This is a genomic window from Flavobacterium humidisoli, from assembly GCF_023272795.1.
GTDB lineage: Bacteria > Bacteroidota > Bacteroidia > Flavobacteriales > Flavobacteriaceae > Flavobacterium > Flavobacterium humidisoli.
The window spans coordinates 2,322,114-2,348,518 of record NZ_CP096829.1 but is presented as its reverse complement, the minus strand read 5'-3'; the positions used below and the strand labels follow the sequence as shown (position 1 = coordinate 2,348,518).

The 26,405-nt window shown below is 34.6% G+C and carries 18 protein-coding genes; 2 read left to right on the top strand and 16 right to left on the bottom strand.

The features are described from left to right. Nucleotides 1-42: 42 nt before the first annotated feature. Nucleotides 43-1,194: a FecR family protein gene (locus tag M0M44_RS10475; RefSeq protein WP_248729690.1), complete on the bottom strand. Its 1,152-nt coding sequence runs from the start codon at nucleotides 1,192-1,194 to the stop codon at nucleotides 43-45. 280 nt (nucleotides 1,195-1,474) lie between these two features. On the opposite strand from M0M44_RS10475, the gene M0M44_RS10470 reads away from it, so the two are divergent. After that, complete coding sequence (locus tag M0M44_RS10470) at nucleotides 1,475-2,086, top strand: RNA polymerase sigma factor (RefSeq protein ID WP_248729689.1); 612 nt, start codon at nucleotides 1,475-1,477, stop codon at nucleotides 2,084-2,086. Between the two features lie 9 nt (nucleotides 2,087-2,095). Here M0M44_RS10470 and M0M44_RS10465 read toward each other — a convergent pair whose 3' ends face one another. Beyond that, nucleotides 2,096-2,446, bottom strand: a complete 351-nt coding sequence (locus M0M44_RS10465; protein ID WP_248729688.1) for a gamma-glutamylcyclotransferase family protein — start codon at nucleotides 2,444-2,446, stop codon at nucleotides 2,096-2,098. Nucleotides 2,447-2,524: 78 nt separating this feature from the next. Next, nucleotides 2,525-3,280: an MBL fold metallo-hydrolase gene (locus tag M0M44_RS10460; protein WP_248729687.1), complete on the bottom strand. Its 756-nt coding sequence runs from the start codon at nucleotides 3,278-3,280 to the stop codon at nucleotides 2,525-2,527. A 103-nt stretch (nucleotides 3,281-3,383) separates the two neighbouring features. Here M0M44_RS10460 and M0M44_RS10455 point away from each other — a divergent pair, with 103 nt between their 5' ends. Then, nucleotides 3,384-4,259 (top strand): LysR substrate-binding domain-containing protein, encoded by an 876-nt coding sequence (locus M0M44_RS10455; RefSeq protein WP_248729686.1) that lies wholly within the window; start codon nucleotides 3,384-3,386, stop codon nucleotides 4,257-4,259. A 186-nt stretch (nucleotides 4,260-4,445) separates the two neighbouring features. Here M0M44_RS10455 and M0M44_RS10450 read toward each other — a convergent pair whose 3' ends face one another. The 13 genes from M0M44_RS10450 to M0M44_RS10390 all read right to left on the bottom strand — a co-directional run bounded on the left by M0M44_RS10450 (nucleotide 4,446) and on the right by M0M44_RS10390 (nucleotide 26,379). After that, complete coding sequence (locus M0M44_RS10450) at nucleotides 4,446-6,353, bottom strand: sialate O-acetylesterase (protein WP_248729685.1); 1,908 nt, start codon at nucleotides 6,351-6,353, stop codon at nucleotides 4,446-4,448. A 172-nt stretch (nucleotides 6,354-6,525) separates the two neighbouring features. After that, nucleotides 6,526-8,175: a GH35 family beta-galactosidase gene (locus M0M44_RS10445; RefSeq protein WP_248729684.1), complete on the bottom strand. Its 1,650-nt coding sequence runs from the start codon at nucleotides 8,173-8,175 to the stop codon at nucleotides 6,526-6,528. A gap of 116 nt (nucleotides 8,176-8,291) precedes the next feature. Then, the gene (locus M0M44_RS10440; RefSeq protein ID WP_248729683.1) at nucleotides 8,292-10,499 is read right to left on the bottom strand and encodes an endo-1,4-beta-xylanase; all 2,208 of its coding nucleotides are present in this window, start codon (nucleotides 10,497-10,499) and stop codon (nucleotides 8,292-8,294) included. A 15-nt stretch (nucleotides 10,500-10,514) separates the two neighbouring features. After that, nucleotides 10,515-11,879 (bottom strand): glycan-binding surface protein, encoded by a 1,365-nt coding sequence (locus M0M44_RS10435; RefSeq protein ID WP_248729682.1) that lies wholly within the window; start codon nucleotides 11,877-11,879, stop codon nucleotides 10,515-10,517. Nucleotides 11,880-11,910: 31 nt separating this feature from the next. After that, nucleotides 11,911-13,542, bottom strand: a complete 1,632-nt coding sequence (locus tag M0M44_RS10430; protein ID WP_248729681.1) for a RagB/SusD family nutrient uptake outer membrane protein — start codon at nucleotides 13,540-13,542, stop codon at nucleotides 11,911-11,913. 10 nt (nucleotides 13,543-13,552) lie between these two features. Beyond that, complete coding sequence (locus M0M44_RS10425) at nucleotides 13,553-16,720, bottom strand: SusC/RagA family TonB-linked outer membrane protein (RefSeq protein WP_248729680.1); 3,168 nt, start codon at nucleotides 16,718-16,720, stop codon at nucleotides 13,553-13,555. A gap of 576 nt (nucleotides 16,721-17,296) precedes the next feature. Further along, a complete protein-coding gene (gene fsa / locus M0M44_RS10420) occupies nucleotides 17,297-17,953 on the bottom strand; it encodes a fructose-6-phosphate aldolase (protein WP_248729679.1) in 657 nt (218 codons plus the stop codon). Nucleotides 17,954-18,398: 445 nt separating this feature from the next. After that, on the bottom strand, nucleotides 18,399-19,724 hold the full coding sequence (gene xylA / locus M0M44_RS10415) for a xylose isomerase (RefSeq protein ID WP_095931314.1): 1,326 nt from the start codon (nucleotides 19,722-19,724) through the stop codon (nucleotides 18,399-18,401). A 9-nt stretch (nucleotides 19,725-19,733) separates the two neighbouring features. Next, nucleotides 19,734-21,215, bottom strand: a complete 1,482-nt coding sequence (locus M0M44_RS10410; RefSeq protein ID WP_248729678.1) for a xylulokinase — start codon at nucleotides 21,213-21,215, stop codon at nucleotides 19,734-19,736. 2 nt (nucleotides 21,216-21,217) lie between these two features. Then, the gene (locus tag M0M44_RS10405) at nucleotides 21,218-22,225 is read right to left on the bottom strand and encodes a GntR family transcriptional regulator (RefSeq protein ID WP_248729677.1); all 1,008 of its coding nucleotides are present in this window, start codon (nucleotides 22,223-22,225) and stop codon (nucleotides 21,218-21,220) included. Nucleotides 22,226-22,526: 301 nt separating this feature from the next. Then, the gene (locus tag M0M44_RS10400; protein ID WP_248729676.1) at nucleotides 22,527-23,561 is read right to left on the bottom strand and encodes a glycoside hydrolase family 43 protein; all 1,035 of its coding nucleotides are present in this window, start codon (nucleotides 23,559-23,561) and stop codon (nucleotides 22,527-22,529) included. A 21-nt stretch (nucleotides 23,562-23,582) separates the two neighbouring features. After that, nucleotides 23,583-25,016, bottom strand: a complete 1,434-nt coding sequence (locus tag M0M44_RS10395) for an MFS transporter (RefSeq protein ID WP_248729998.1) — start codon at nucleotides 25,014-25,016, stop codon at nucleotides 23,583-23,585. Between the two features lie 253 nt (nucleotides 25,017-25,269). Beyond that, nucleotides 25,270-26,379: an endo-1,4-beta-xylanase gene (locus M0M44_RS10390; protein WP_248729675.1), complete on the bottom strand. Its 1,110-nt coding sequence runs from the start codon at nucleotides 26,377-26,379 to the stop codon at nucleotides 25,270-25,272. Between the last annotated feature and the right edge of the window lie 26 nt (nucleotides 26,380-26,405).

The window sequence follows — 26,405 nt, the reverse complement described above, 5'->3', positions numbered from 1 at the left end:
CTTCTTTACTCTTTCTTCTTTACTCTTTACTCTTTCTTCTCTCTATTTAATAGTAATCTTATCTCGGTCAATTTTGTAATCAATCGCATAACTATCGCTAAAATATTTCAAGACAACTTCAATTGGTTCATTATCAAAGCGGGCGTTGAAAATTTCTTTTCCGAGTGTTTTATTTCTGTTAATGAAAGTCACATTGTATTGGCGTTCTAACTTTTTGATAATCGCATCAAAAGAAGCATTTTTAAAAACCAGACTTCCTTTTACCCAATCGGTATAATAATCCGTATTAACCTGTTCGATTTCAATTTCGCTCTGTCCTTGTTGAGCCGAACCTTTAAAACCTGGTGTTAAATAAACCTGATTGTGGTTGGTCTTCTGATCCTTATATAGCGAAACTTTACCTTCGACCAACACAATATCTGTACTGCTATTATTACTATACGAATCTACATTGAACTTAGTTCCTAAAACCTCAACATTAACTTGCTGCGTATTTACCGTAAACGGATGGCTTTTATCTTTACTAACTTCAAAATAAGCTTCACCCGTTAAATACACTTCTCTATTTTGTTTTTTGACAAACTGAACTGGATATTTAAATGACGTTCCAGAATTCAAATGCACTAAAGTTCCGTCTGATAGCTGCACCTCAAATTTTTTGCCGTACGGAATTTTTAATGTATTGTAAACCAATTCTCCTTCAGCAAAAGCTTTATTGTAAACCAATCTGTTTTTCTCTTGTTTTCCAATAATATTTCCGTCTTTATCCGTAACATTTTTTTCTCCAGAAATATCAATAGTTTCAGATGCGCCGTTATCAAATTGTAAAACAATCTCATCAACTCTCGGCACAATAACATTTTGTTTAACTTGTTCTGCCGTAGAATTTTTATAGAAATAAAAACCTCCCAAAGCCACAATTAAAACCGCAGCATATTTATAATAAGATGAAAATCTTCGTTTGTAAAAAACATTATTTTCCTTATTGATTCTTTCCGAAAGCTGTTTTCTAACTTCGGTCGAATCAAAAGTGTTCAAAGCAGTATCAATTGCATAATTGGTTTGCACAAAATCCTTAAATGCAATTTGATTCTCTTCTTCTTTTAACCACTCTGTAAGCTGCTCAATCTCTTCTTGAGAAGCCTGATTTGTGATAAATTTAACAATTAGTCTCTCTGACTTTTTTACTGTCATTTTAGTTGTTTTTGATATTATTACGAAGCCAAAAAACAAAACCCTAACAATTTCATAAAGTTTTTTTCATTTTACTGATTTTTTTATTTTTCGCAAGTGTTTTCTCTCAATAAAACTCGACTAATTTGATAGATATTGCAAACTAAAAGATTTATATTTGCATTTTTCTTCCTTTTTTATTTGTAATAATTTTCAAATAGAAAGACAAAAAAAAGGTCGATTTGAGCAAATTAAGTTTACTTTTTAACCTCAAAAACTATTAATTTATATATTTGTTTTTATGAAGATTGATGATTACAGCGATAATACTATTCTAATTGAGTCTCTACGAAATGGAGATGAAAGTGCATACACGTATCTTATCGACACCTATCATCATAAACTTTGCGTGTATGCTAACAGCTTGGTAAAGAATGTTTACAGCGCCGAAGATATTGTGCAGAATGTTTTTATAAAAGTTTGGGAACAACGCACAAGATTAAAAACAGATCATTCTCTAAAAAGTTTTCTTTACAAATTGGTATATAATGAGTTTATCGATTTGTATAGAAAAAATCAATCTTTATTTTCTCTTGAAAAATCATATCACGACGCTTTAAACGGAATTGTTCAGGAAGAAGATTCTGAATCTTTCCAAAGGGTTTTGAATGCCGTAAATAAAGAGATACAGAATTTACCGCCAAAATGCAAAGAGGTTTTTATTTTAAGTAAAAAAGAAGGTTTAACAAATATTGAAATAGCAGAACATTTGGATGTTTCCATCAAAACCGTTGAAGCGCAGATTACCAAAGCATTCTCGATCTTGCGTAATTCTTTGGAAGAAAAAGTAAAGAGTGTTTTGTTTCTTTTGTTTTCTGCTAAAAAAAAATTCAGACTAAATAATTTAATCTGAATTTTCCTTTTATTGTTTCAAAGCATAAATGTATCCAATTCCTTTTTCTCCATTTTCCAGCTCATATTCGGTTTGAATTCGCGTATAACCATCACCTTCAAATTCATCGAGATAATTCCAATGCGAAGTCAAATCTTCCGAAAATAAAACATACGCCTTTATTATTTCGGCTTCTTCATTATTAACAGCAATAAAACCGTTATACCCTAATGAAGAGCCCCAACCTCCTTCTTCAAGTTTTCCTTTTATAATTGCTTTTTTCCATTCTCCCTTAATCGGATCCATAACCGAATGATTGGATTCTCCAGGTGCTAAAGATCCGTAAATAATTAAAGCCGGAATTGTTTCTATATTTTTCATCTAATAATCTTTCCTCTTTATTCTTTCCTCTTTATTCTTTCCTCTTTATTCTTTCCTCTTTATTCTTTCCTCTTTATCCTACACAGCATCTTTCATCTCACTTCTTTCTTCGGCAAAATCTAAAACAGGTGTCCTCATATCATGATACAAAAGCACTTTCCAATTCTCTTCTTTTGCCTGCTGTTCCCATTTCTTACGAGATTCCATAGCACGCTTTCCATCAAAGTCGGTTTTGTAGGCAACAGGAAATTTTAAATATCTTTTTTGTGGCAAATCATCTGCTCCATAAAAAACAATTTCGTCATCGGTTTTAATCCAAAATACTTGTTGAAATTTGGTATGTCCTGCTGTAACTTCAAAATAAACTTCGTCGGTAATTTGCCCGCTGTCCTCATTTAATAATTCAACATTTGGCAATTGTTTCAGCACATTTAATATTTCAGGAACGTACGACGGATTTTGCAATTGTTCTAAAGCAAAATCTATTTCTCGTTCTTGAATGTAAATCGTAGCATTTGGGAAATTTTGAACAAATTGATTATTTTCAAAATAACCAATTCCTTCTATATGATCTTTATGTAGATGTGAAACCAGAATTTTAGTAATCTGTCGAGGTTCGATATTATTTTTTGCCAGCATTTCGTAAATAAACGGAACACCATTATTAACAAATCCTAAACCGAAATCTATTAAAATAACATCATGATCTGTAATAACAAGAAAAGGCTGAATTGCCATTTTTAAACCAGAATCGATTATATTTTCTGTTAAAAGCTGAAATTCTTTTTGAGAATTGACAATGTAATTTCCTTCTTGTAATGCTATAATTTTCATTTTGTTTTGTTTGTAATTGTATAACAAAGCAAAGTTCTTAAGAATTTCTATATTTGTAAAACCTTATTTTTCGATATAATCAATCGATAAAACCGATTTAGAAATGGAACTTCGCCAACTTAAATATTTTCTGAAAGCAAAAGAATTACTGAATTTTACCGAAGCGGCTTCTGCGCTTTATATCAGTCAGAGTACTTTATCGCAACAAATTAAACAATTAGAAGACGAACTTCAAGTTCCGCTTTTCAATAGAATTGGAAAACGAATTACATTGACAGAAGCTGGAGAATTATTTTCGTTCTACGCGCAGCAATCGGTTAACAAAGCCTCTGACGGACTTCAATTATTAAAAGATTTAAATAAACTCGAAACTGGAAAAATTGCCATTGGCGTTACATACGCTTTACGACATGTTGTTACAAAAGCTTTGATTTTGTTTAGTTCGGAATACCCTAAAATTCAATTCGAAATTATCTTTGGAACTTCGCAAGAACTCATTCAAAAACTAAATCATTTTCAGCTTGATGTTATTCTAACTTTTGAAGAAATTGCTTCTGAGGCTCATTTTAAATATTTAGAATTGTTTACTTCGCCAATGGCTTTGGTTACTTCTTCTGAAACTTCTTTAAAAAATAAAAAGACAATTTCTCTTGAAGAAATTAGTACGTTGCCTCTTGCAATGCCTGCTGGCGGTTTTAGCACAACTCAATTTATCAGCAAGGCATTCGAAAAAAATAATTTGCATCCAAATGTTACGATTGAAATAAATGACATTCCAACTTTACTTGAATTAATTAAAACAGGAAAATGGCACACGATTTTAACGAAAACTACAATTGAAGACGAAAATGATTTGTATGCCATTCCGATAAAAGGAGAAAATATGACCCGAACTGCAATGCTGATTTCTTTGAAAGAAGTGTATGAGAAAAAAGCAGTTACTGCTTTTTTGAAGACATTGGTGGAGAATTTGAAATGATTTTTTTTAGCCACGACCCGAGCGATAGCGAACAGGCGAAGCAATTCACGGATTACACTAATTCTTTGCCGATTAAAATTCAATTTCACTAATTTTTTTAATTCGTAAAATTCGAATAAATTAAAACACAAAGTGAATAAATTAGTGTAATTCTTGAAATTCGTGGCTAAAAAAAATGAAAAAAAACTACTTAAAACTAGCTTCAAAAGGTGAAGCCGGTAAGTTTTCTTTATTGTATAAATTAGCTTCAACTGGATTATCTGCCCAAGCGTAACGCACTTTTACTGGATTTGCAACCGCATCATTCCAAACAACGATTTTATCTCCTTCAATAATTGCATTCGCCCAAACAAATTTCCCATCGGTTCCTGCAATGGCAAATTCTTTCAGTTCATTTCCGTTTTTGATTTGCAATCCTGTTCCAATATCTGAAAAACTTAAAATCAGTTTATTCCCATTTTGTTTGATCGATTGAAAAAGCGGACCAGAAGCAGTTAAATTTTTCTCTCCGTAAACCAATTTTCTTGCTTGTAACGCTAACCTTTTCCCAACATCATATTTGTTTAAAGGATGAATATCATTCCATTCGCCTAAATCTATTGTTATCGCCAAGCCTGTATTTGGAACTTTCAGCGTATTTAATTGCTGTTGTCTTAAAGCCGCCCAATTGCTTTCTGTTGGTTCTGTTTTTGGTTCCATAAAATTTGGAAGTTGCACCAATAAAAATGGCAATTTTTCTTGTTTCCATTGCGCGCGCCAATTAGAAATTAAGGCTTCCATTAGAAGACCATATTCTGATGGCTTTTTAGTATTGGCTTCACCTTGATACCATAAAACACCTTTTATTGGATAATCTTTTAGTGGCGCAATCATAGCATTATAAAGCCCGACAGGTTTCCACCGTACAAAAGTCTGTCCTGGTAGCGGTTCCATTTTTGAGCCTAATTTGTATTTCCAATTTCCTTTTAAATCAATAGTTTTATCGCCTATAATTAATTCGTAAGGTTTATCTGGCACAAAGCCTCCTTTTCCAGAATTGTTGATGATTCGAACTGTAATTTCGTTTTTTCCTTCTTTTAAAACATTAGCATTAAAAGAATAAATTCTTGGCGGATATTGATATGAAGTGGTTCCAACGAAATGTCCGTTTACAAAAACAGAGTCGGCATCTACAATTCGTCCTAAAATCAATTTTGCCTGATTTTCTTTTACTTTTTCAAGAGCAAAATCCTTTTTAAACCAAACCGAACCATTTATTTTTCCGAGTTCGCCATCAGCCCAATAACCTGGAATATTCATTTCGTTCCAATCTGAAGTTTCAACCGAATTTCTCCATTTTTCCTTTAGTCCCAAGTCTGTTTCATTCAGTAATTTATACCAATTTGAACTTACTTTTCGGTCGTTTTCGTCGATTTGTTTTTCGAGTTTTCCGTCTTTGAATTTTAGATATTCCTGCTCATATTCGGGGAATTTTTTAATGTTTTCTTCGCTAATCCACGATTCTGCAGGAGAACCTCCCAAAGCACTGTTGATTAATCCAATTGGAATTTTATATTTATCATAAATTTCTGAAGCGAAAAAATATCCAACTCCTGTAAATTGTAAAACGCTTACAGGATTTGCTTCAACCCAAGAGCCAGATGAAAAATCGTTTCTTTCTTTAGCAAAATAATACTCATCGGGAACTAAAAATTGTCTAATATTCGGATTGGCAGATTTTGCAATTTCTTCTTTGTATTTGTCTTTCAATCGATCCATTGGAAGTTCCATGTTCGATTGTCCGGAACAGAGCCAAACGTCTCCAAAAAGAATGTTTTTTAATACAATGGTATTGGATGCTTTTAAAGTCATTTCATACGGTCCGCCTGCTTTTTGAGATGGAAGCTGGATCGACCATTTTCCATCTTGAGCGGTTGTTGTGTTGTATTTTTTTCCTTTAAAATTGAGTTCTATTTTTTCATTTGGCGATGCCCATCCCCAAATATTGACTTTGGTATCGCGCTGCAAAACCATTCCGTCGCTAATAAGTCTTGGAAGTTTTATTTGAGCATTGATGCTAAAAGTTATTAGAAATGCTAGTAATACTTTTTTCATTGCGTTTTTACTTTTTGTGGCGAGTTTTTTTTCTGCCACGAATTCACGATTTTTTTATATTCATTACTTTGTCTGCAACAAGCGAATTTCACGAATTAAAATTCGTTTAATTTGAATCATTTACACAAAGTAGGTATTAGAAAAATTCGTGAATTCGTGGCGAAAAAAAATATTACTCATACGTATATAATTTTATTTTTTGGATTTCGTAATCGCCCACTGAGATTCGTAAATGTCTGCCTTGATGGGTTTGATCTCCGTTGAAATGTCTTATTGTTTTCCATTTATCATTATCAAATCGGCCTTGATCTGTTTTTAGAATTCCTGCGTTTACATTTTCCTTTAAAGGTTTAAAAGTAACTACAATTCCTGATCCGGAAATATAAAATTCATCTTTGGCGATTTCTATAATGATTGCACTTGACATTGGCCAAGTTTCTGCTTTTGCTCCGTCTGACCAATTTAGGGTATAATCGTGTTTGAAAGTGAATTCGTAATCGCCCATTTTAATCATCTGTGTATTGTTTTCTTTGTCTAATAAAACACCATCAATTTTTCCTTGTCCTTTATATTTTTCAATTGTGGGAGTTAACTGTTGTATTAAATCGTATATTTTTCCTAAAGGTTCTTTTTTGGCATCGGCAACAGATTCTATCGAAAATGGAGAAAAACCAATGGCTTCGTAATGTCCAATAGCATACAAACCTTTAAATGGTGCAGTTTCATCAAAACGGTGTTCTGGAATAAATAACGGATCGCCTTGGCGGGTAAACAAATCGTTCCATTGTTTAAATGACGGATTGTAAAAATCGGGTGCTAAAAAATCAATTGAATTTCCAGCGGCTTTCCAAACGTCCATAATATGAGGCAACGGTCCTGCACTTGGATATTGTCCTGGCTTTTTTTCTGGAGCATTCAAAGCTGCATTTACAAACATCGGAATTGGATAAGCGTCTTTTCCGGCCTTTGCAACGATATTGGTGAACTTAGAAAAATACCAAGCCATGAAAATTTCGTCTGTATGTAAACCTTTTCCAAAAATTTCTTCCCAATTTCCTTTTGTTTTGAATCCGTTCTTCTTCCAAATTTCTAAAAATTCTGGAGCAAGTTTGTCTTTATTTTTTTGAAGATACTGCAGCAATTCTTTTGGAACTTCTCTTTTGAAAGCTTCATTGGCTAACGGATGATAATCTCTTGCGGTTGGCAGCATTCCGATTTCATTTTCAACCTGAATCATAATTACAGTTTGGTCATTTTGATCGAAATCTTTGATATGCGCCATCAGTTTTTTGAAAGCATTCAAATCGGCCTGAAGATTATTTTCGCTAAAAGGTGTCAGGATTTCGTGGCTTTTGTTTTTATCGTCTTTAACTCTAGGATATTTTTTCTGGTTGAGTTTTATCCATTCTGGCGCGTGGCTCGACATGCTGTTTTTCCAGGATCCAAACCAAAGAAAAACGAGTTTTAAGTTTTCTTTTCGTGCACGAAGAATCAAATCATCTACTAACTGAAAATCAAACTTGCCTTCTTGCGCTTCTATCAATTCCCAATAAATCGGAGTTAAAACAGTGTTGAGGTTCATATCGGTCAATTTAGACCATATCATTTCCATGCTTTCCATACTAGTTGCAGAGGAATTTCCTAACTCTCCGCCTCGTATTAAGAATGGTTTTTGGTTGACAACTAACTGTGTTTTATTTCCTATCTTTTGAAGATGAGGTATGTTTTGACTAAACCCAAATTGTATCGTACAGAATGCAATGAGAAACAATTTGCCTTTTGTAAAAACGCTTATTCGGTTTGTTTTAAGATTGAAAGCCATTTTGATTTGTTTTTTGCTTCGATAAATCTTGAGCAATAAAAGTTAAGAAAATAAATAATCCATAGTGCAGACCCTTTTACAGACTTGCACTATGGATATTATTACTAATTAAATACTTAAGGTTTTTGTAATTCTCCTGAGAAACCTAAACTCACATCTTTTCCTGCAAGACCATCTGCTGCGCCTTTGTAAGCGTGCTTACGAACGTAATTTGCATCCCAAAGATTTGGAGACTCATTTGGAAGCCAGTATTCATGTTCTTTAGAATTATCTGATACTCCCCAAATTGTAATTCCATATTTCTGAGCTGCAGGAATATATTTTTTGTACATATCAATAACATACTGATACATTTCTGCCTGAGAAGCTTGCTGTGCAACTGTTGGTGTCGCAGTTCCTAATCTGATGTCTAATTCAGAGATTTTGATCAATTTTCCAGTGGCTGCCAGTTTTTGGAACATCTGAACAATTTTATCTTTCTCTGTTGTTAAACCAATGTGCATCTGTGTTCCGATTCCGTCAATTTTAGCACCTTTCTCTTCAATATATTTTACGTACTCGATTAATCCGTCACATTTATCTAATCTCGATTCTAAGTTATAATCGTTGATGAAAAGCTTATCTGTTTCGTTTCCATATTGACGCGCTAGTTTGAAAGCCGTTACAGCATAATCTTTTCCAAGATATTTAACCCATGAGAAATAATCTGAAGCCGTATCGCCTTCTGTCCCGTTTCTTAGAGTTCCATCTTCTTTCATTGGTTCATTTACCACATCCCAAGAGAAAACGCTTGTTTTATAATGCGTCATCATTTTAGAAATCCAATCTGTCATAGCATCGCTAATAATTTTAGTTTTCTCTGCATCTGTTTTCTCAATTGTAACTGGAGCTGTCGCGCCTCCGCCAGTTGCAGCGCCATCGGTTACCAAAACATTATCGATATAATATGTTCCTGCCGCTCCTCCTAAATCGAAACCAAAACCTGTTTCACCGCCTTTTGCTGTGATTTTCCACTCGATTTGTTTCCAACTTGTAGCAGTTGCCTGATCGCCTTGATAACTTGCTACATCTGATGGAGTTGTTGAACATCTTACAGAACCTGCAGCTTCAGAACGAATCATATAAGAAATGGTATAACTTTTTCCTGCTACTAATGCAGAAGTAAAAGTAGTCTGAATTTGCGTTTTCCATTGGTTTCCTGCGTCAGATGTGGCATTGACTACTTTCATAGCTCCACTTCCTTCGTAAGCGTCTGACGCTCCTGCTGCGCTTAATGCATCTGTTGCTCCATTGGCTTTGCTCCATCCTGTTATTCCAGAATTAAATGTTCCGTTAGAAACTAAATTAACTGGTCCTGTCACAGCATCAAGATCGACAACTGCTAGTGTATTAGCATCAATCAGATAAGTTACATTTGGAAGATATCCTAAATCTAAATTAAACTGAAAACTTGTACTACCTGCTTTAAAATCGCCTGGCGCTAATTTAATTTTAACTTGCTGCCAAGAAGAAGTGGTTGCAAAAGCTTCTGTCCATGTTCCGCCTGTGCTAAACCAATCTTTGTATGGATACTGATTTGCCAATGAAGCATTAAATGAAATACGTCCTTTTCCTGTTACATCAGATTTGATATAAAATGAGATTTCATAATTATGCCCGTCCACAATTGGAATGTTTGGCGAGGTCAATTGCAAATTGTAAGCTGCCGAAGAACTTGCGCTAGATTCTAACTGAATTGCTGGCGAAGTACTTGTTAATCCAGCATTCGCAACTGTTGCAATGCCTTTCCCTGGGTTATTTCTAGCCCATCCTGTAAAAGTTCCGCTTTTAATAGGGGTTAGATCCAAGACATTTGTTCCGCTTGAACCTGGAATTACGGTTGGGGCAATAATACTGTTTAGATAACTTGCATTTTGGTTGGAATGCCAAATCAAAGTGTGCCCGAAGACTTTTAATCCTGCGCTTTTTGTTGCTGCAATAAAAGCATCTACACTGGCAAAATCAATTTCTCCTTTGGAGTTTACCATTGCCCCATGTTTCATTTCATAACCTGGCGTTACCTCATCAAAATTTTCGTTTACAATTTTTCTATAGTTAGCATCGTTCATGTACAAACTTATTCCTATTCCGTTTCCTAAAGAAAAATCAGAATAGTTTTTTAACGGTTCGTAACGGCTTATTTTTTCTACTAAAGCCAACGGAAGTTCGGCTCCTGTAACTTCTCCGTGCTCTGGGTCTTTTCCCCACTCCATCAAATTATCATCGCAGGATGACAAAATCATTAATGATGAAGCAATTATTGGTATGATATATTTAGATTTCATTTTGTGGCTGTTGGGTTAGTTAAAATCATTGTATACTGGCGTATCTAATGGTACAATTCTCCAATTGTCTGTGTAGACTTTTACAGAAGTTGCTTTTGAAGGAAATTCTACTTCGCTTGCGTTTCCTGTTACATTAGATAGTTTTACATCAGAATTTTCGAAGTAAATACCAAAGTTTTGATACGTTGCCGCTTCGCGATAAGCTAGAACAGTTTCGAAAGTAAATGGCTCTTTAGACCAAGCGTAAAATTTGTTTAATGGAATTGTAACTGTAATCCATCCCGTTGTATTTACTCCAATTGATTTACCATCTTTAATCCAAGGAACATAGTTGTAACAAGCTCCTGCCCATTCTCCACCATTAAAATTATTGATCATACAAATTTTTAAGAAACCAGAATCTCTCCAAACATCTGGCACATAGATATCAAATTGAAATCCTACTTTATCTAATGGGGTACTTGCCGGAATGTATGGCGTTAGCTGTGCTCTCCAATTGTCTACTCCATTTCCTGCTGTCCAAACTTCAGAACAACGGTTTTTTGCTGCATCAAAAGAAGCAATACGAGCTGGACGATGAGGTACGTATTTTCCTTGAGATACATTTCCAGTTCCTAAAGCTGCCGATTCTAAATCTTCTGGCTGAATCATACTTGTTGAACTTCCCCAATATCCGTGTGAACCTTGTCCGTCAAAATTAAGCAGTAAACCTTTTTTGAAATTGAAATACGCTGGAGAGTAAACACCTCCATTTGATGTTTCGGCATAAATTGAACCTCCTAAATCTGAAATTCCGCTTGGAACCACAACAGTAAACGATTCTCCTTCTTCATCTGAAGTGATTCCTGTTGTAACTTCAACATTCCCTGGAAAAACTACTTTGCTCACTTCTGTCAAACCTGTTCCTGAAACAATAATTGTCTCTCCGGGATTTGGCATTGTATTCGACATACTTAAAATAGTTGGTTTTCCTGAACGAATTTGAAAAGGAAATGTCACTTCGTTTGAATCATTTACAAAACGAATTGTATTTCTTACCGATGGATCTGCATCTGTAATGGGTGTATCTGCAGAAATGCTGACCAACATTGAATTGTTAGAAACAAAAACTACATTGAAATAGGTCGAATATCCGTTAATATAAACTTTTTTAAGTCCTTCAAATCCAGAACCTTCTATACGCAATAGCTGTCCTAAACGGGCAAAACTAACTTCTCTATCTGGTACGGTCGAATTTACATCTTCTAAAAACACTTTTGTAATGGTCATTGCGCGTCCTTCAGAATCGTTGTTATCGCAAGAAGTAAATAGCATACCGAAAACCATCATGCTTAAAAGTGCAATAGGTGCCCAATACTTTTTATTTAAAATATATTTCATATTTATGTCTTTTAGTTTTTTATTTCTGAAACTAGAATAAGTCTTTTATTTTCTCTTCTGTAAACTGATATGGAACAGGATTTTCTCTCAATAATGGATTCTGAACTAATTCAGATTCTGGGTAAGGCAACGTAAAGATTGTCGCATCGATTACACCAATTGCTCTCGGACTTGTAGCTTGTGAAGCATCAACTGTAACGGTATTAGTTGCGGCGTCGTACAAAATTGGAGTTATTGTTCCTCTGTTTTGTCCTGTCACATAGTTGATTACTTCCTGCTGTTTGTAATAAGCTCTTCGAACTAGATCGTACCAATATTGCCCTTCCATACATAATTCTACTCTTCTTTCATGAATAATATCGGCATAAGTTAAAGTTGTTTTTGGATCTAAACCTGCTCTCGTGCGAAGTCTATTTACAACCGAAATGGCTGTTGCATCTGCAGTTGAAGCATTGTTTCCTAAAGCTGCTTCTGCGTAATTTAAATACACTTCTGCCAAACGTAACATGTATGTATTTAAAGCAGAATTCATACGTGTAATTTTAGAATTGTCTTTTGTAGAACCTACAACTCCTTTTTTAACAGTAAGGAAATCTGGTGTATGATCTACTGTATAACCGCCATTTGCTTTATTAATTTCTGCATAATGATCGCCATCTCCCATAAAAGTTGCTTTACGACGAAGATCTTTTGATTCATATTCTTGTAAAACATTATAAGAAGCTCTTGTCCAATATCCCCAAGCGGCATCATCTCCTGTAATATCAGAACCTAATGCAAAATAAGCCTGTTGTGTATTGTTTACTCCATAATCTCCGTTTGGAACCCATTGCAATGCAAACATCGATTCGGTGTTGTTGTTATTGTCAATCATAAACAAATCTTCATAATTTGTCATTAAGGTGTAAGGCCCAGAACTCATTACTTTTTCTGCCGCTTTTTTGGCTAAATCAAGATATTCTTGATTACGGGTTCCGCTGTTTGGGTTGTCGCTAACTCCTGAAAATGATAAGTAAACACGAGAAAGCATTCCGTATGCGCTGTATTTTGTTAAACGTCCAGCTTGTCCTGCCGTCTCTGGAAGGTATTTTGCTGCAAATTCTAAATCACGCATCGAAAATTCGTAAACATCTTTCATTGGATTTTTGTTTACGATTGGATTTTTCACCAATTCTCTCGGATCTGTAGAAATAATCACATCTCCCCATAATGAAGCTAAATACCAATATGCTGTTCCTCTCATAAAACGGGCTTCAGCAATATATTTGTTTTTAATAGTCTCGCTCATTGAGCTTCCAGAAATTCCGATGATCACATTATTAGACTGCTGTATTACATTATACAAAGATGCCCAAGCCGAAACCAGAGGCCCTGTTAATCCAGTTTCTGTTAAATCTGTAAACGGATAAACATAATCTGAGAAAGGCGCATACATATTTGCGGCACGTCCGTCTCCTAATCCGTAGTAGAATTTATCATTAAAATCAAACCATACTTTATTGTATAATGGCCCTGTTGCAGCCTGAAAATCAGATTCTGTCTGATAAAAATTTTCTTTTGTAATTACATCATTTGGTTCAACGTCCAAAATGTCGCTGCAACTCGTCCAAACAAATGGCAATGCAATAATTAAAGCCGTGTAAAATATTTTCTTTGTTTTCATTGTGCGTTTTTTAGAAATTAACAGTTAATCCAAGCGTAGTTACCATAGGTGAAGGATAGCGCCCGTTATCGATACCATTTAGAAGTTGGTTTTGGTACATAGCACCTACTTCAGGGTCATATCCTTTATATTTGGTAAAGGTTAAAACATTCTGCATGTTGGAATATACTTTGATGTTTGAAATTCCGTATTTAGAATACAAATCTTTAGGTAGATTATAGCCGATTGAAATATTCTTAAGTCTTACATAAGACCCGTCTTCAACAAATCTATTGCTTAAACGATAATTCGAAGCCGAAGCTGCTGATGACGCCGCAATTCTAGGCATGTAAGGATCTCCGCCCACAATCTGCACATTACGATAATCGTTTGGTCCATTCGGATCGATTAATTCTAATTGTGCATATCCTAAAGCTGATTTCAATAAATTGGTATTCTCGCGTGGGTTTTCAAGCCATCTTCTTTGGTAATTTAAAACATCATTTCCGTAAGAACCTGTAAATAAAATGCTCACATCAAAGCCTTTGAATGAAAAACTATTATTGAAACCGAAAGTGAAATCTGGATTTGGGTCTCCAATATAACCAGCATCTTTTTCGTTAATCACTCCATCTTTATTTACATCTTCGAACATATAATCTCCAATCCAAACTCCATTTTCACCAATTGCCATTCCTTCCGGCAATGCTGTTGGTTTTACGGTTCCTGTGGCATCTTTATAATAAAAATCTGTTGCTTTTTCAAAACGCCCAATTACTTTATAACCATAAAATTGTCCTAATGTCTGTCCAACAGCCGTACGAGTAACTACAGTTACATCTGAGCCTTGCTGTAAAGTCTGATCGTAAACTCCAGATTCTGAATTCAATTTCAATATTTTAAATCTGTTCATTGAGATATTGAAATTTGATTTCCAAAGAAAATCTTTTCTCTGCATGTTTATCGTGTTTATCGTAAACTCGAAACCTTTGTTTTCAAGAGATCCAATATTAGCAAAAGGCGGTGTTGTAGCTCCTTGACCTGTTGTTCCTACATAAGCTGGAAGTGATAATCTTAGTAATAAATCATCTGTTCTTTTATAATAAACATCTGTTGTAATTTCAATTCTATTGTCTAGAAGTCCGATATCTAAACCAATATTAGTCTGGTTTGATTTTTCCCATTTAAGGTCTGGATTTGCTGTATTAGTTGCAATTTGCCCGCTTCCCCAATTGGTAGCAGAAGTGCCATAAACAGAAGTATAAGCATTATTGGGTACGCTTGAATTACCTGTAACACCCCATCCTGCACGTAATTTTAGATTGCTAATGGTCTGATTTTCTTTTAAAAATGATTCGTTTGAAACTTTCCATGCTAAAGAAGCAGATGGAAACCAATCCCATTTATTGCCTTCAGCAAATTGCGAAGATCCGTCTCTTCTGATTGTTCCTGTTAGAATATATCGATCATCAAATGTATACGTTGCTCTTGCAAAATAAGAACTAAGCGATTTTGTAGAACTTGCATTTGAGTTTCTAGCCGTTGTTGGATCTCCAGCATTTAAATCTGTAGCTCCGTTTGTTAAATAACCTGAACGGTATCCATACAGATTTTCCCAGTTTTGCTCTTGAAATTCTTGAGCAACCAATGCATTAACATTATGTTTTCCAAATGCTTTATTATAAGTCAAAGTGTTAGTCCACATCCAGTTTTCGCTGGTAGATTTTGTTCTTGACCCTTCTCTAACTTCATTTGATAATGCTCCAAAAGTGTAAGATGGATTAAAAGTATATCGATTTCCAAAACCGTAATCTATAGAATACTGGGTTCTCAATTTTAAATCTTTTGTAAAACCAATTTCTGCATACACATTACCTCTAATTCCGTAATCTTTTCCATGATTATCTTTCAGCATTGCAATTCCTAACGGATTGGTTTGAACGAATTCTGTTGTATCTGGTCCGTCAAAAGTTCCGTCAGCATTTCGAGCCGCTACGTTTGGAGTCTGTTTTAAAGCGGTTAAGATTACCGAATCATCATTTACTGTAGTGACCTGATTGGTTTTGTAAGCATTTAAATTCACTCCAACTTTCATCCATTTTTTTACCTGAGAATCAACTACAGCACGAATGGTCATACGATCAAAAGAAGAACCGATGATAGTTCCTTCCTGATCAAAATAAGACATTCCTAAAGCATAAGTGGTAGTATCTGAACCGCCTGAAGCAGATAAATTGTAGTTCTGAATTAAACCTGTTTGAAATAATTCATCTTGCCAGTTTGTTCCTTCTCCTAATAAATCAGGACGAATAAAATAAGGGTCTCTTTCAACGATTCCTAAATCTGATCTCGTGTTTTTCAGCGTCCCATATTCTCTTAAATTAAGCACCTGTAATTCTTTCGGCATTTGTTGCCATCCTACATAACTGTCAAAATTTAAGGTCAAATCCCCTTTTCTACCTGTTTTAGTAGTCACCATAATTACCCCATTTGCTGCTCTAGAACCATAAATAGCAGTTGCAGAAGCATCTTTCAAAATATCTATAGAAGCAATATCATTAGGGTTAATTCCTGAAAGCGGATTTGTATTTAAAGAACCTGAATTACCATCTATAATAACACCATCAATAACATAAATTGGTTCGTTAGAACCTGTAATAGAGCTTATACCACGAATACGTACCGAAGAGCTTCCTCCAGGCGTACCGCTATTTTGCTGTATCTGCACCCCAGCCGCTCTACCTTGCAATACCTGATCTATAGTTGTAGAAACAGATTGTGTTACTGCTGAACTGGATATCGAAGAAATTGCGCCTGTTAAATCTGATCTTTTTGATGTTCCGTATCCAATAACAACAACTTCTTTTAAGTCATTTAAGTTCTCTTCTAGTACAGCATCAATTTTAGTTTTATTATTCACTGCAACTTCATACGGTTTATATCCAATAAAGCTAAACACCAAAATACTATTATTGGGAATAGCTTGAAGTGTGTAAGTCCCGTCAAAATTTGACACAGTACTTGTTTTGGTTCCTTTTACAATAATGTTGACACCTGGTATTGGTCCTACACCATCAGATACAGTACCTGTAACAGTAATTTGTGCATTTACTGCAGCAGAAAATACCAGCATCAGGATTAAGAACCCCAAATTCTTAAAGTATTTAGATCTGCTTTTAGTAATTAAAAAGTTAGTCATAAATAATTGGTTTAATGAGTTAATAGTATGGTTTAGTTAGTTTTCTTTTGGATGACTTTTTATTCGTTTTTATTTTAACATTTCAAACAAATAAGTAGCTTATAGTCAAAACAAATATATGCAAAAAACAACAATACGCAATCGGTTGTGTGAATTTTTATTTCTAATTTCAAAAAAATAAAGCCAAAAAAAAGAATTATCCGTATTAATAATTACAAAATATTAAATAATAATCAAAAAGACTATTTAATATCACGAAAACGTTAGAGATAATAAATCATTTGATTCAAAATCTTAAAAAAAATATAAAATGTTAAAAAATGAGATTTTTTCAAAAAAAACTAAAACGTTGTAGTAACCGTCCAAAAATTCATCATAAATTAAATCTTTCGCTATCCCTTATAAAATCTGACTTAATAAATCTTATAAACTCAAAACCAAGACTATATCATTAAAATATTATAATTCTTACAAAATTAAAAGAAGAGACAATCGGTTGCTTCATTTCATAAAAAAACTCTCTCCCAAATAATTGGAAGAGAGTTTTTTAAACTATAAAAACAGAAATGAAAAAGGTTATAAATTCATCTTTTTCGCATCTTCTACAAACTGCTTTAATCCGATATCTGTCAAAGGATGTTTTAAAAGACCTTTTATCGCAGAAAGCGGTCCAGTCATTACATCTGATCCAATTTTGGCACAATTGATAATATGCATTGTATGTCGCACAGAAGCCGATAAGATTTGAGTTTGATAATTGTAATTATCGTAGATTTCTCTTATTTCAGCAATTAAATGCATTCCATCAGTAGAGACATCATCTAATCTTCCTAAAAATGGCGAAACATAAGTTGCTCCTGCTTTAGCGGCAAGCAAAGCCTGACCCGCCGAAAATACTAAAGTTACATTGGTACGAATTCCTTTTGAAGAAAAGTATTTACAGGCTTTTATACCATCGCCAATCATAGGTAGTTTCACTACAATCTGAGGATGCAAAGCTGCCAGCTCCTCTCCTTCTCTTATCATTCCTTCAAAATCAGTCGAGATTACTTCAGCCGAAACATCGCCATCAACGATATTACAAATATTAAGGTAATGTTTCAGGATATTTTCTTTTCCTGTAATGCCTTCTTTTGCCATTAAAGACGGATTGGTGGTTACACCATCTAAAACGCCTAAAGCCTGCGCTTCTTCAATATCTTGAAGATTGGCAGTGTCAATAAAAAATTTCATAAGTTTGTGGGTTTGTGGTTAATTGTAGAGGCGCACTGCAGTACGTCTAAATTCTAGTAAAAAACTTTATCAAAGTTTAAAACTTCAACAAAGTTCTAAGCATGTTGTAGCGAGTGAAAAATGTGCATTTCGATTGATTTTGCTCTTCAAAAAACCTTCAATAAAAAATACTCACTATTATTTTATCAAACTGAACTTCTATTCATTTCGATTTTCAAAAAATAGTAACTAAACCTTCAACCTATTTTTCTTAAATCTCAATGTAAAAAAGCCATAATCTTAATGCACATTTTCGAAGTTTCTATCTAAAAATATTTTTAACTTTTTACGACTATCATACTTAAAGTTAATTTCTTTTCAGATATTTTTTTTCTCATTAAATATTTTGTAGAAACCTAACAGGTTTTATAAAACCTGTTAGGTCGGATATTAAAGTCTACACCAATTAAATATATTGGTTAATGATATTTTCAAACAATTCTTGTTTACCGCTTTGAAGATTTAATTCTCCATTTTCGTGAGCGATAGTATAAAGATCTTTAAGGTTTAATTTTCCGTCAGCAAAATCTTTTCCTTTTCCAGAATCAAAAGAGCTGTATCTTTCAGTTCTTAATTTTTCGTAAGGAGAAGAAGTGATGATTTTATCTGCAGTCAATAAAGCTCTTGCAAAAGTATCAGCACCTCCAATGTGCGCTAAGAAAACATCTTCTAAATCTGTAGAATTTCTTCTGATTTTTGCGTCAAAATTAACTCCACCACCTTGCAATCCACCAGCTTTTAAGAAAACCAACATTGCCTCTGTTGTTTCTTGAATGTTGTTTGGAAACTGATCTGTATCCCATCCGTTTTGATAATCTCCTCTGTTCGCATCAATACTTCCTAACATTCCTGCTTTTGCCGCAACTTCCAATTCGTGTTGGAAAGTGTGCTGTGCCAATGTAGCGTGGTTTACCTCGATATTGATTTTGAAATCTTTATCTAAACCATAATTTTTCAAGAATCCAATTGCTGTAGCCGAGTCAAAATCGTATTGGTGTTTAGATGGCTCCATTGGTTTTGGCTCGATGAAGAAAGTTCCTTTAAAACCTTGAGATCTTGCGTAGTCTCTAGACATTGCCAAGAATTGCGCCATGTGGTCTAATTCTCTCCCCATATCTGTGTTTAGTAAAGACATATAACCTTCTCTACCGCCCCAGAATACATAGTTTTCACCGCCTAAAGCGATTGTTGCATCCAAAGCCAATTTTACTTGCCCTCCAGCTCTTGCCACAACATTAAAGTCAGGATTTGTAGCTGCTCCGTTCATAAATCTTGGGTTTGAGAAACAATTTGAAGTTCCCCAAAGCAATTTAATTCCAGAATCTGCTTTTTTCTGTTTTAAATAATCTGTGATGAATGCCAAACGTTTTTCTGATTCTGCGAAAGTTGCTCCTTCAGCAATCAAATCGTAATCGTGGAAACAGAAGTAATCGAATCCCATTTTGCTAATGAATTCAAAAGCAGCATCAGCTTTATCTTTTGCAGCCTGATAAGGATCTGATGAAGCATCCCAAGCGAATTGCTGTGTTCCTGGCCCGAATGGATCACTTCCTTGTCCGCAGAAAGTATGCCAATACGCGATAGCAAATTTAAAGTGCTCACGCATTGTTTTTCCAGCTACAACTTGGTCTGGATTGTAATATTTAAATGCCAACGGATTATCAGATTCTTTTCCTTCAAATTTAATTTGGCCAATACCTTTGTAGTATTCTTTATCTCCTAAAACTATCATTTGATTTTTTTATTTATTTGTTAATATTAATTCTAATTCTTGTTTCCATTTTTTATAAGCCGTTTCGTAAGGGGCTGCGTTGTGAAGCGGTAAAAACGTCATTACGTGATCGTTATCACTTACATTTGCTCCAAACTTGCTGTAATCACCGTCTTTTAAACCCACTGCCCTTGCTGCTCCAACTGCTCCAGTCGTATTGTAAATTTCGATTTCGTGACCAATTAAAGTTGCTACCGTATTCGAGAAAATCTCTGAACGAAACAAATTATCGTTTCCAGCTCTAATGACATTAATCGTCGCATTATCATCTTTCAGACATTCCATTCCGTATACAAACGAAAACGCAATTCCTTCAAGAGAAGCTCTAAACAAATGCGCGCTATTGTGAATATTTAAGTTGAGGTTTAAAAAGTGAGTTCCAATAGTCTTATTGTTGAACATACGCTCAGCCCCATTCCCAAAAGGAATTACTACAACACCTTCAGATCCAACCTCAATGTTAGAAGCTTTTTCATTCATTGCTTCATAACTTTCATTGCCCATATTATTGCGAAGCCATCTGTATTGAATTCCTGCTCCGTTAATATTTAAAAGTTTACCAACTCTAGGCGTTTCTAATTCGTAATTTACGTGAACGAAATTGTTTACTCGTGTACTCTTTCCAGATGACATTTCGCTTATCGCATAAAAAACTCCAGATGTTCCACCTGTTGCCGCTACTTCTCCTGGATTTAAAACATTTAATGAAAGAGCATTATTTGGCTGGTCTCCTGCTCTATACACAATCGGAATTCCAGCTGGAAGTCCTGATTCAGTAGCAGCTTTTTCAGTAACAACTCCTTGATTCGTAAAGTTTTCTACTATTTTTGGTGTTAAAGACTGATCGATACCGTAGTATTCTAAAAGCCAGTCGGCTACTTTATTTTCTTTATAATCCCAAAGCATTCCTTCGGACAAACCATTTTTGGTTGTCGTTACTTCGCCTGTCAATTTCAAAGCGATGTAATCTCCCGGAAGCATGTATTTGGCAATTTTATTATAAACTTCTGGTTCGTTTTCTTTTACCCATTTTAGTTTCGAAGCTGTAAAATTCCCTGGCGAATTCAATAAATGAGACATGCATTTTTCTTCTCCAATTTCGGCGAAAGCCTTATTACCAATCTCAACTGCACGGCTGTCACACCAAATAATTGAATTACGAAGTGCATTTCCAGCTTCATCCACAATTACCAATCCATGCATTTGGTACGAAATACCAATTCCCTGAATTTTCGATGCATCAATATTCGCTTCTTTAATGGCTCTTTTCGTTGCTGTACAAATGTGCTGCCACCAGATTTCAGGATCCTGCTCTGCCCAATCTGGGTGAATAGAAAGGATTTCCATTTCATTCTGCGGTTCATTTAAAACAATTACTTTTTTACCTGTTTCTGCTTCTACCAAGGCTGCCTTGACAGAAGAACTTCCAATATCATATCCGATATAATACATACTTACAATGATTCTCTTATTATTAATTTTGTCGGCACATAACACTGAGTATCTTCATCATGCGTAATAAATGCCGCTGCTTTGGTTCCCATTTCTTTAAAATCAGTCGAAACAACCGAAATTCCTTTGTAAATAAATTTCTTCATCGGGGTTTCGTTGTACGATAAAAATCCAACGTCTTTCCCTGGTTCAAAATCCTTCTCTTTGCACTGTTCCAAAAAGTGCCCTAAAATCCTATCGCTTACACTGATATAAGCAATTCCTTTTTCGATGCTGAATTTCTTCGGATCTGTAACTACCTCATATTCAAAACCAAAATCGGAACAGAATTTCTTAAAAAACTCTACCGTTTCCCACGGATGATTTGTAAAATCTGGATACACAAACTGTATCTTTTTGTACTTTTTAAACAAATCAACTGCCTCTGTCAATGACTCATAAAACGCTTTTCCAAAATCCTGAAAAACATAATTACTGGTTTTATCAGCTCTAATATTCCAGTCAATCAAAAGCAGTTTATCTTTTGAAATCGCTGATAATGCCGGAGCGATTTCCTTGTGATCAAAATTCATCACGACATATTTGTAATACTTTCCAATTCCGTTATTAATGATTGTTTTAAAAACATCAATATTATAATGATGAAACTGTACATCAATAATCACATTATCTGGCAAATTATTCACAACCGAATGATATAAAACCTCCTTATAAGCCTTAAATGTATCTAAAACCAAAAGCACTTTTCTCGTCTCGCCAGCTACGTAATAACCTTTATTTGGCACAGAATCAATTACTTTTTGATCTTTCAGAATAGAATAAGCCTTAAAAACCGTATCCCTTGAAAGCTGATAGGTCTTGCAGATTACATTCACAGACGGAAGTAAATCTCCTTTCTGTAAAATATTCTCGGCAATAGCATTCGTAATTCCGTCCACCAACTGCTGATACTTCGGAATATCACTTTCGTGATTCATTATAAACTCAAATTTTTCTTCTTCTTTTAGCATACCGTTCTGTTCCGTTCTGTTATGCTAAAGTAGTTAAAAAACTTTTACAAAAAATTATTTTTCGTCTTAATTATGTTATTTTTAAAACTGTTTATTCTAATAATCGGGGCGTGTTTGTGTAGCAGCAAATCGGGCTATCCTTTCAAGTCCTCACTTCCTTCGTCAGGCTTTAGGTTTCCGTTTCATTTTCTAACCAATTTGCCATTTCTCCCTTACGTCGAAATGACAAATTGAATGAAAAGAAGCAAAATCGCAACACAACCGATTGTAATTTTTGCTAAATTTTTTTACATCAAAAATCTTAATCAATTAATCTTCTTATTCCATACGGATCAATCGTAATAATCGAACCATCTTCTAAATAATCGATTTTGGTTACTTTCATGCTTCTTAAATGTGTTACTCCTTTTGACAAACTCGAATCATGATAAAATAAATACCACTCCCCTTCTACTTCACAAATTGAATGATGCGATGTCCAGCCCACAACAGGATTCAAAATTCTTCCCTGATACGTAAACGGCCCATACGGATTGTCGCCAATCGCATAACAGATAAAATGGGTGTCTCCAGTTGAATAAGAGAAATAATATTTTTCGTTGTATTTATGAACCCAAGAAGCTTCAAAAAAACGACGACTATTATCTCCTGCGAGAATCTCATTTCCATTTTCATCCAAAATTTTAATCTCTTTCGGGTCTTCTGCAAATTCCAACATATCATCTCTTAGCAAAGCTACGATTGGCCCAAGAGCTTTTTCATCTGCCAAAGGTTCTTCGTTATTTTGATTGTACTGGTTATTACGGTACTTCTGAAGCTGTCCGCCCCAGATTCCTCCAAAATAAATATAATGCTTGCCATCTCCGTCTTCAAAAACGGCAGGATCAATACTGTAACTCCCTTTTATCGCTTCTTTTTCGGGAACAAAAGGACCAATTGGTGAATCTGAAATGGCAACACCAATCTGGAAGATTCCGTTAGCACGTTTAGCAGGGAAATACAAATAATACTTTCCGTTTTTATGGGCTGCATCAGGTGCCCACATTTGCTTCTCGGCCCAAGCAACATCATCTACATGCAATGCAACACCATTATCAACTACTTCTGATGAAATGTCTTCCATAGAAAAAACATGATAATCTTCCATTCCGAAATGATCTCCGTTGTCGTTAAAAGGAATTCCTGCATCAATATCATGAGATGGGTAAATGTAAATTTTTCCGTTGAATACATGTGCCGAAGGATCGGCTGTGTACATATGGGATACTAAAGGCTTTGAAATCGCCAAGTCATTAATTTCTTCAAAATTAATGTGTTCAATGCTATCTTCAGGCATACTAATATTTTGTTTAAATAATTAAGCTCTTCTTTCTTTTAATTCTGTTTCAATTTGCACTTCCATTTCTTTATTGATTTTATAGAAAAACAACAATCCAGCTCCAATTAAAAAAGGGATTGCAGGGAAAATACTCACTAGTAATTTTATTCCATTTATGGCTGTTTGAGACTGCTCTGGGGCATTTGGAACGTAGTGAAAATAACCTAAAAACAAAGTGGTCAAAGCACCTCCCACGCTCAGCCCTGTTTTTAGTCCAACCATCATTGCAGAGAATATAATAGCGGTTGCACGACGGTTATTTAACCATTCTGAATAATCGGCTACATCGGCAATCATTGCCCAAAGAATTGGGATAGTTATTCCGTAGAAAAATCCGTGTAGGATTTGAGAGAAAAACATCAGACTAATTGATGTTGGAGGATAAAAATAGAATGCAATAATGAACAAAGTCGAGATGAATAAAAATACACCAAAAACATTTCGTTTTCCGTATTTGTCAGCGAGATTTTTAGACAAAGTAATTCCAACAATCATAAAAATGATTCCGCCCGCATTAAATAAACCGAAACCTGCTGAAACAGGATCATTTCCAAAATGATTCAAACCAATATTCGATAAAGTATCTAGAATAGGCTGAATAAAAATGGCTAATTGCTCTTTATCAACATAATTCTCAAAATAATATACATAAGAACCGCCTTTCATCGCCAAAGTCACAAAAACTAAAGTCGTCAGCGAAAGCATAATGATCCAAGGTCTATTTTTGACTAAATCGCTTAAATCTTCTTTTATGCTTGACTTTTGTTCTGGTTTCGGAATAATTCTTTCTTTGGTAGTTAAAAACGTAATTAAAAGCATAATCGTTCCAATAATCGCTAATGCGGTCATGACTTTTTCAATTCCAACTGCTTTATCGCCGTTTCCAGCACTTTTTATAATGCCAAGCATGAAAACCTGAACAAAAAACTGAGCAAACATAACCGCCACAAAGCGATAAGATGACATACTGTTTCGTTCTTTCATATCGCCCGTAATAACACCACTTAAAGCAGAATAAGGCAGATTGTTTCCAGCATAAAAAAACAATAATAAAGTATAGGTTACAACGGCATAAATCACTTTTCCTTTATAGGAGAAATCAGGAGTTGAAAAGGCTAATAGCGCCACTACTCCAAGTGGAATTGCCGTTATTAAAATCCAAGGTCTAAATTTCCCCCATTTGGTACTGGTTCTGTCTGCCAAAACCCCAATAATCGGATTAAAAATAAAAGCGGCTATTAATCCAACAATAAGCATGATTATGGAAGAATCTGTTGGTGATAATCCGTAAATGTCGGTGTAGAAATACGCCAAATACGTCATCAAAGTTTGAAAAACCAAATTGGCCGCTAAGTCTCCTAAGCTGTATCCAATTTTTTCTTTGATGGATAGTTTTTGTGAAATGTTTGTCATTTGTGGGTTTGTGGTCATTTTTTGATTAGTTATGTAAGCAAAAGTGGTTTTTTAAAAAATAATGTTAGTGCGTTTTTTGGTCATTTGTCATTCCTCGTAATGACCATTTTCTATTGATTTTTATTTAAACAATCGGTTGTGTAAAATTAAACAAAAAAACATATTATGCAAATTTAGATTGCTTTATTTAAGTTATTTTTCATATCACAACCGATTGTTGATTGTTTTTTCAAAACTTTGGCTTTTTTAGTGTTTATTCTTTAGCGTCTTTCAACTTTAAGACGCTTTCATAAGCAGGTTTGTGTTTTAAATCTTTGTCAAACAGAAGCGGATAATTGGTTCTTCCTTTAATCGGCCAATCGTTTAACCACGATTGTCCATCATGAACACCCCAAAATGTAACTCTACTGATTTTATCTTTATGTTTTAAAAATAGTTTAAAAATCGATGCATAACGCTCTGATAATTTAGTTTGAACAGAATCCGGCAATGCTTTAGGATAGGGATTCATTTTGGCACTTCCTTCGAAATTCTGATTTACATCGGCTCCTTTTAAATCCCACGGATTTGGTAAAACAGTAATATCCAACTCTGTAAAAGCAACTTTGATTCCTAAAGCCGAATAGTCTAAAATACTTTTCTCAATTTCTTCAATAGATGGACTTTCCAATCTCCAGTGCCCTTGAATACCTACTCCATCAACTTTTCCGCCTTCAGCCTTTATTTTTTTAATTAAAGCGATTGCTCCAGCTCTTTTTGCGGGTTCTTCGATATTATAATCGTTGTAATATAACTCCGCTTTGGGATCTGCTTTTTCTGCGAGTTTGAAAGCATCAACTAAATATTTTTCGCCAAGCGTATTCAAAAAAACAGATTTTCGTAAAGTTCCGTCCTCGTTCAACGCTTCGTTTACAACGTCCCACGAATTGATTCTTCCCTTATATTTTGAAACAATCGTAGTAATATGATCTTTCATAAACGCTTTCATTTCTGTACTGTCAGCAATCTTTTCCATCCAAGGCGCCAATTGACTGTGCCAAATCAAAGTATGCCCATGAATAAACATTTTATTCTTCTCGCCATATGCCACAAATTTATCTGACAAAGTAAAATCGTATTTATCTTTCTGAGGATGTGTAAACATGGATTTCATTATATTTTCTGCCGTAATTGCATTAAATTCTTTTCGAATCAAGGAATCTTCTTTTTTATCTTTTTCTTCGATTTGGTTAGCGCTTAAAGCAGTTCCAATATAGAAATCATTTTTGTAAACATCTTTTAATGAAGCGGTTTCTTTTTGCAATGTACAGCTAACAGCCAGCAAAGTCGTTACGGCAAATAAATAAGGTTTAATACATTTCATATCTTTTGGTTTAAATAGTTAATTGT